The 6,179-nt window shown below is 69.1% G+C and carries 6 protein-coding genes and 1 other RNA gene; all 7 read left to right on the forward strand.

What is annotated here, in order from left to right:
• Positions 1 to 465: 465 nt before the first annotated feature.
• The 7 genes from LCD33_RS27965 (at position 466) to ssrA (ending at position 6,047) form a co-directional block, all read left to right on the forward strand.
• A complete protein-coding gene (locus LCD33_RS27965) occupies positions 466 to 963 on the forward strand; it encodes a PadR family transcriptional regulator (RefSeq protein WP_224962991.1) in 498 nt (165 codons plus the stop codon).
• A gap of 122 nt (positions 964 to 1,085) precedes the next feature.
• The gene (gene prfB, locus LCD33_RS27970; protein ID WP_224962993.1) at positions 1,086 to 2,192 is read left to right on the forward strand and encodes a peptide chain release factor 2; all 1,107 of its coding nucleotides are present in this window, start codon (positions 1,086 to 1,088) and stop codon (positions 2,190 to 2,192) included.
• A gap of 182 nt (positions 2,193 to 2,374) precedes the next feature.
• Positions 2,375 to 3,064 carry a cell division ATP-binding protein FtsE gene (gene ftsE / locus LCD33_RS27975; protein WP_224962995.1) on the forward strand — a complete coding sequence of 230 codons (690 nt, stop codon included), beginning with the start codon at positions 2,375 to 2,377 and terminating at the stop codon, positions 3,062 to 3,064.
• A 43-nt stretch (positions 3,065 to 3,107) separates the two neighbouring features.
• Positions 3,108 to 4,010: a permease-like cell division protein FtsX gene (ftsX, locus tag LCD33_RS27980; RefSeq protein ID WP_224962997.1), complete on the forward strand. Its 903-nt coding sequence runs from the start codon at positions 3,108 to 3,110 to the stop codon at positions 4,008 to 4,010.
• Positions 4,011 to 4,200: 190 nt separating this feature from the next.
• Positions 4,201 to 4,677 (forward strand): SsrA-binding protein SmpB, encoded by a 477-nt coding sequence (gene smpB / locus LCD33_RS27985; RefSeq protein WP_224963001.1) that lies wholly within the window; start codon positions 4,201 to 4,203, stop codon positions 4,675 to 4,677.
• A gap of 2 nt (positions 4,678 to 4,679) precedes the next feature.
• The gene (locus LCD33_RS27990; protein WP_374201690.1) at positions 4,680 to 5,597 is read left to right on the forward strand and encodes an amidohydrolase family protein; all 918 of its coding nucleotides are present in this window, start codon (positions 4,680 to 4,682) and stop codon (positions 5,595 to 5,597) included.
• 79 nt (positions 5,598 to 5,676) lie between these two features.
• Positions 5,677 to 6,047, forward strand: a transfer-messenger RNA (tmRNA) gene (gene ssrA, locus LCD33_RS27995).
• Positions 6,048 to 6,179: the final 132 nt, after the last annotated feature.

A 6,179-nucleotide genomic window follows, 5' to 3' on the forward strand; every position in this document is an offset into this window, starting at 1 on the left:
GTGCCGGGGAGGGGAGTACGGGGGACGGCAGACGGCGCAGTGGTCCTGGCGAGCGGGAGGATCCTTGCCGGGGCAAGCGGAAAAGCGTTGGCGGGGCTCGGTTCCGGGCAGCACGACCTCCGTCCGAACGCGACCGGCGAGCGTCGGCGCACCGCCGCAGCATGGACGTCACTCCCGGTAATCGGCGGCCCCGCCGCGGCAACGCACCGTTTCGTGCAGGTAGACCGCACGATCAGGTAGCGATCACCACCGCGCGCGACACCCGGTGCGGCCCGCCACGGCGCCCGCGCCCACGGACGTTCCCCTCGATGGCAGAGCGATGTGCGCTGAAGCACGCCGGAACGGCGGCACCCGCTCACGCTGCGCCACAACGGATGGTCCACTCGGACCAGCCCATTGCAACCACAGTGGACAGAGAGGCCGACCATTGTGGACAGCCTGCGAGGGCCGTGGCACGGTGGATTCGTGACTGAGCTGAACTCGACATCCGCCGCACTGCTGGGGCTGCTGCACGACGGCCCGAAGACCGGGGGGCAGCTCGTCGCTGCCGCCACCGAACGATTCGGTGGATTCTTCAGCGTGACCCGCAGCCAGGTGTACCGGGAACTTCCCGCGCTCACCGAATCCGGGCTGCTGCGCCTCGGCAAGCAAGGACCGCGCTCCAGCCAGCAGTACGCGATCACCGCCGCCGGCAAGCGCGCCTTCAAGTCGTGGTTGAACACCGAACCCGGCCCGGACAACGTGCGCAGCCCGCTGATCCTGCGGCTCGTCCACGCCGGATCGCTCACGCCCAAGCAGCGCGCCGCCCTCGTCGAATCCGCCCGCGAGCAGTACACCGCCCGGCTCGACGAAGCGAAGAACGCCGCCAAGGCCGCCACCGACCCCTACGAGAAGGCCGCGGCCGACTTCACCGTCGCCCACAACCGGGCCATCGTGAAGCTGCTCGACAGCATTCCGGAATGAGCACTGGGGAATGATCCGGAACCCCGCCCGCGAGCGCCACCGCAGCCCTGGGCGGGGACACCGGTGCCGACCGGGGCCGTCCTCGTGGGAAGCCGCCCGCCGGTGAAGTACCCTCGAACACTGTGAATCCCGACGTCGCCGCAGATATCAAGGACCTGTCCACCACGCTCGAAGGCATCGAGAGCGTCATGGGCCTAGACGAGTTGCGGGCGAAGATCGCCGAACTCGAAACCGAAGCGGCCAAGCCGAACCTGTGGGACGACGTCGAGTACGCGCAGAAGATCAGCAGCCAGCTGGTGCACCGGCAGGCCGAACTGCGCAAGATCAGCGACTTGCGGCAGCGGGTCGAGGACGTCGAAGTCCTCTACGAGCTCAGCGAGGACGAAGGCGACCAGGCCGGGCTCGACGAGGCCGACGAGGAGCGCAAGCGGCTCAAGAAGGAGCTCGACGCCCTCGAAGTCCGCACCCTGCTCTCCGGCGAGTACGACGAGCGGGAAGCCGTCGTCACCGTCCGCGCCGAAGCGGGCGGCATCGACGCCGCCGACTTCGCCGAGATGCTCATGCGGATGTACGTGCGCTGGTCCGAACGCCACGAATACCCCGTCGAGGTCTACGACACCTCCTACGCGGAAGAAGCCGGCGTCAAGTCCGCCACCTTCCGCATCAACGCCCCCTACGCCTACGGCACGCTGTCCGTCGAGCAGGGCACCCACCGGCTGGTGCGGATCTCGCCGTTCGACAACCAGGGCCGCAGGCAGACCTCCTTCGCCGGCGTCGAAGTCCTCCCCGTCGTGGAGGAGACCGACCACGTGGAGATCCCGGAGAAGGACATCCGCGTCGACGTGTTCCGCTCCTCCGGTCCCGGCGGGCAGAGCGTCAACACCACCGACTCCGCCGTGCGCATCACGCACATCCCCACCGGCATCGTGGTGTCCTGCCAGAACGAGAAGTCGCAGCTGCAGAACAAGGCGGCCGCGCTGCGCGTGCTCCAGTCCAAGCTGCTCGCCCGCAAGCGGGAGGAGGAGCGCGCCGAGCTCAACGCGCTCAAGGACAGCGGCTCCAGCTGGGGCAACCAGATGCGCTCCTACGTGCTGCACCCGTACCAGATGGTCAAGGACCTGCGCACCGAGTTCGAGGTCGGCAACCCGGACGCCGTGCTCGACGGCCAGATCGACGGGTTCCTCGAAGCGGGCATCCGCTGGCGCCGCCAGCAGGACTCCGCGGCCTGAGGCCGCCGGGCGGACCGCGACGCGTGCCGCCCGCACGGGTGAGGGCGTTGCTCCGTCCGGAAGCTGCGGTGCGTGAGCTGATCACGAGCTGACCAGCGGAGATGGACCCGGTACCGGCGCTCCTGGTGACTGGTCCGGGTGAGCGCCGGTCCCCCGAAAGGTCGCAGGTAAACTCACGCCCCGTGATCCGGCTTGAGCACGTGTCCAAGGGATACAAGACCTCGACCCGTCCCGCGCTCGACGACGTCTCGGTGAGCGTCGGCAAGGGCGAATTCGTGTTCCTCATCGGCCCTTCCGGCTCGGGGAAGTCCACGTTCCTGCGGCTGCTGCTCCGCGAGGACGTGCCCACCCGAGGCCGGGTGTTCGTGGCCGACTGGAACGTCGCGAAGCTACCGCGACGACGGGTGCCGAGGCTGCGGCAGCGGATCGGCTGCGTGTTCCAGGACTTCCGGCTGCTCAACAACAAGACGGTCGCCGAGAACGTGGCGTTCGCGCTCGAAGTCATCGGGAAGCCGCGGCACACCATCCGCAAGGTGGTGCCGGAGGTGCTGCAGCTCGTCGGCCTCGACGGCAAGGCCGACCGGATGCCGCACGAGCTCTCCGGTGGTGAGCAGCAGCGCGTCGCCATCGCGCGCGCCTTCGTGAACCGGCCGCTGGTGCTGCTGTGCGACGAGCCCACGGGCAACCTCGACCCCGACACCAGCCAGGACATCATGCTGCTGCTGGAGCGGATCAACCGCACCGGCACCACGGTGGTCATGGCGACGCACGACCACTCGATCGTCGACTCGATGCGGCGCCGCGTCGTGGAGCTCAGCCTCGGCAGAGTGATCCGCGACGACGCCCGCGGCGTCTACGGCGTCGGTCGCTGAGCAGCCCCGCACCCCCGAACCCAGCCAGGAAGCACACACCAAGATGCGCGCGAGCTTCGTATTCAGCGAGGTCGTCAACGGCCTTCGGCGCAACGTCACGATGACCATCGCCATGATCCTCACCACGGCCATCTCGGTCGGCCTGCTCGGTGGGGGTCTGCTGGTCGTCCGGTTGATCGACCGGATGCAGGAGGTCTACCAGGACCGCGTCGAGGTCGTCGTGTTCATGACCGACGACGTCAGCGCCAACGACGCGGACTGCACGCAGCAGCCCTGCGCGAACCTCAAGTCCGAGCTGACCCGCTCCTCCGGCGTCGAATCCGTCAAGTTCGAGAACCGCGAGCAGGCGTTCGAGAACTTCAACAAGGTCTTCGAGACCATGCCGGAACTGCGCGACGTGGCCCGCGTCGAAGCGATGCCCGCCTCGCTGCGGATCAAGCTCACCGACCAGGAGCGGTTCGGGGCCATCCAGCAGAAGTTCGACGGCCAGCCCGGTGTGGACAGCGTCGTCGACCAGGCCGACTACCTGGACCGGTTGTTCGGCGTGCTCAACGGCGTGCGCAACGCGACCTTCTCGATCGCGCTGGTGCAGGCGATGGCGGCGCTGCTGCTGATCTCCAACACCATCCAGCTCTCCGCGTTCACCCGGCGCACCGAGACCGGCATCATGCGGCTCGTCGGCGCCACCCGCTGGTACACCCAGCTGCCGTTCCTCCTGGAAGCGATGGTGTCCGGCCTGATCGGCGCGCTGCTGGCGATCATCGGGCTGCTCATCTCGAAGGCGGCGTTCATTGACAGGGTCATGTCGCCGGTGTTCGGCACCGGCATCATCCCGGAGATCGGCTACGGCGACATCGCCGCCGTCTCGCCGATCATGCTGCTGGTCGCGGCCGCGATCTCGGCGACCACCGGGTACGTGACGCTGCGGCTGTACGTGCGGCTCTGACCCCGGAAACCACCGCGAGGAGCGGCCGGGCTCGTCGCGCGCGGCCGCTCCTCGCGTTCCAGACCGGGAAAACCCGGTTGACCACGAGGCTCGGCGGCTGCTTCGCTCTACGCCCGGCGCGGGCCGAGCACGACCGGCGCCGTGCCGCGGTCCCGCCGCGCACGAGACACGGGTAGCTAAGGTTGCAAGCATGGTGAAGGAACGCGGGCGCAAGCAGATCGCGCAGAACCGCAAGGCGCGGCACGACTGGTCGGTGCTGGACACCTACGAGACCGGGATCGTGCTCACCGGCACCGAGGTGAAGAGCCTGCGGCAGGGCAAGGCCTCCCTCGTCGACGCCTTCGCCACCGTCGACCAGGGCGAGGTGTGGCTGCGCAACGCGCACATCCCCGAGTACACCGAAGGCACCTGGACCAACCACGAACCGCGGCGCTCCCGCAAACTGCTGCTGCACCGCGGCGAGATCCTCCGCCTGGTCGGGAAGATCAAGGAGAGCGGGCTGAGCCTCATCCCGCTGTCCATGTACTTCTCCGACGGCAAGGCCAAGGTCGAACTCGCCCTCGCCCGCGGCAAGAAGGCGCACGACAAGCGGCACGACATGGCCAAGCGGGACGCCGACCGCGAGATGCAGCGCCACATCGGCCGCATCCGCAAGGGCCGCCGGTGAGCATCCCGGCCGGGCCCGCCTCCGACGCGGAAGTGCGGCCCTGGCTGGACCGGCTCGGCCTGCCCGGGCTCGTCGACCTGCACACGCACTTCCTGCCGGAACGCGTGCTGCACAAGGTGTGGTCCTACTTCGACCAGGCCCGCACCCACTACGGCATGGACTGGCCCGTCACCTACCGGCACGACGAACCGACCCGGCTGCGGCTGCTCCGCGAACTCGGGGTGACCGCGTTCGCGCCGCTCGTCTACCCGCACAAGCCCGGCATGGCCGCCTGGCTCAACGAGTGGGCCCTCGACTTCGGGCACCGCACGCCGGGCGCCGTGCCCACCGCGACGCTCTACCCCGAACCCGGCATGGAACGCGCCATGCGCGACGCCCTCGCCGCCGGGGCGCGCTGCATCAAGGTCCACGTGCAGGTCGGGAAGTTCGACCCGCGGGACCCGCTGCTCGACGAGACCTGGGGAGTGCTCGCCGAAGCGGGCACGCCCGTCGTCATCCACTGCGGGCACGGGCCCATCCCCGGTGACCACACCGGGCTCGACGTGTTCGGCGAAGTGCTGCGCAGGCACCCGCTGCTCACCGCCGTCCTCGCGCACGCGGGCATGCCCGAGTACGACACCGCGCTCCGGCTCGTCCACGAGCACCCGCGGGTGCACCTGGACACCACCATGGTCGGCGTCGCCTTCACCGAGCGGTTCAGCCCGCTGCCCGCCGACTGGCCGGCCCGGCTCGTGCCCGTGCGGGACCGCGTCGTGCTCGGCACCGACTACCCCAACATCCCCTACCCGTACGCCGAGCAGCTCGCCGCCATCGCCGGGTGGGCCGCCGCCGACGAACGGCTCGGCACCCCGTTCCTGCGCAGCGTCCTGCACGACGCACCCGCCCGGCTGCTGAAGCTCCCACCTGCGGAAATCTCGTAGGCCGATATTGGAATGATCCGCGGGGGAGCGGACGTTATGCTGTACGGACCGCGCGGTCGAGAAGGAACGGCCGCAACGAGGGGGTGAACGGTTTCGACTCCGTACGGTGATCCAAGGGAAGCGTGCCGGTGCAGGCGGGAGACCACCGAGAGCGTCGCCGCAATCTAATAAGCGCCGACAAGAGTCAGCGCGAGTTCGCCCTCGCCGCCTGAGCGAGGAGCGACTCTGTCGGACCGGGAACGCCTCCGTCCCGGAATCCGGCATCGACTAGGAGGCTCTTACCGCCAGGTCCGGCCGCGGGACCTGGTGGGACATCGAACAGCGGCTGGGCTCGTCACCTCGGCTAGTTCGCGAGACCGAGGGAGCCAAGCAGAGGCATAGCGGACTGCGCACGGAGAAGTCTTGGTGAAGCGACGGAGGACCCGGGTTCGATTCCCGGCACCTCCACTTGGAGCCTGGTTGACGCTTTTGGCGTCTTCCCGGCTCCTTTTCATCTGTCCGGGGGCCGCCCCCCCGTAGGCCCCCACGGTGCGGTGGTGCGGATCGTGGGGCTCCTTGCATCGGGTGGGGGTTGGGCTGGGT

It is taken from the genome of Saccharopolyspora sp. 7B (assembly GCF_020177435.1).
GTDB lineage: Bacteria > Actinomycetota > Actinomycetes > Mycobacteriales > Pseudonocardiaceae > Saccharopolyspora_C > Saccharopolyspora_C gregorii.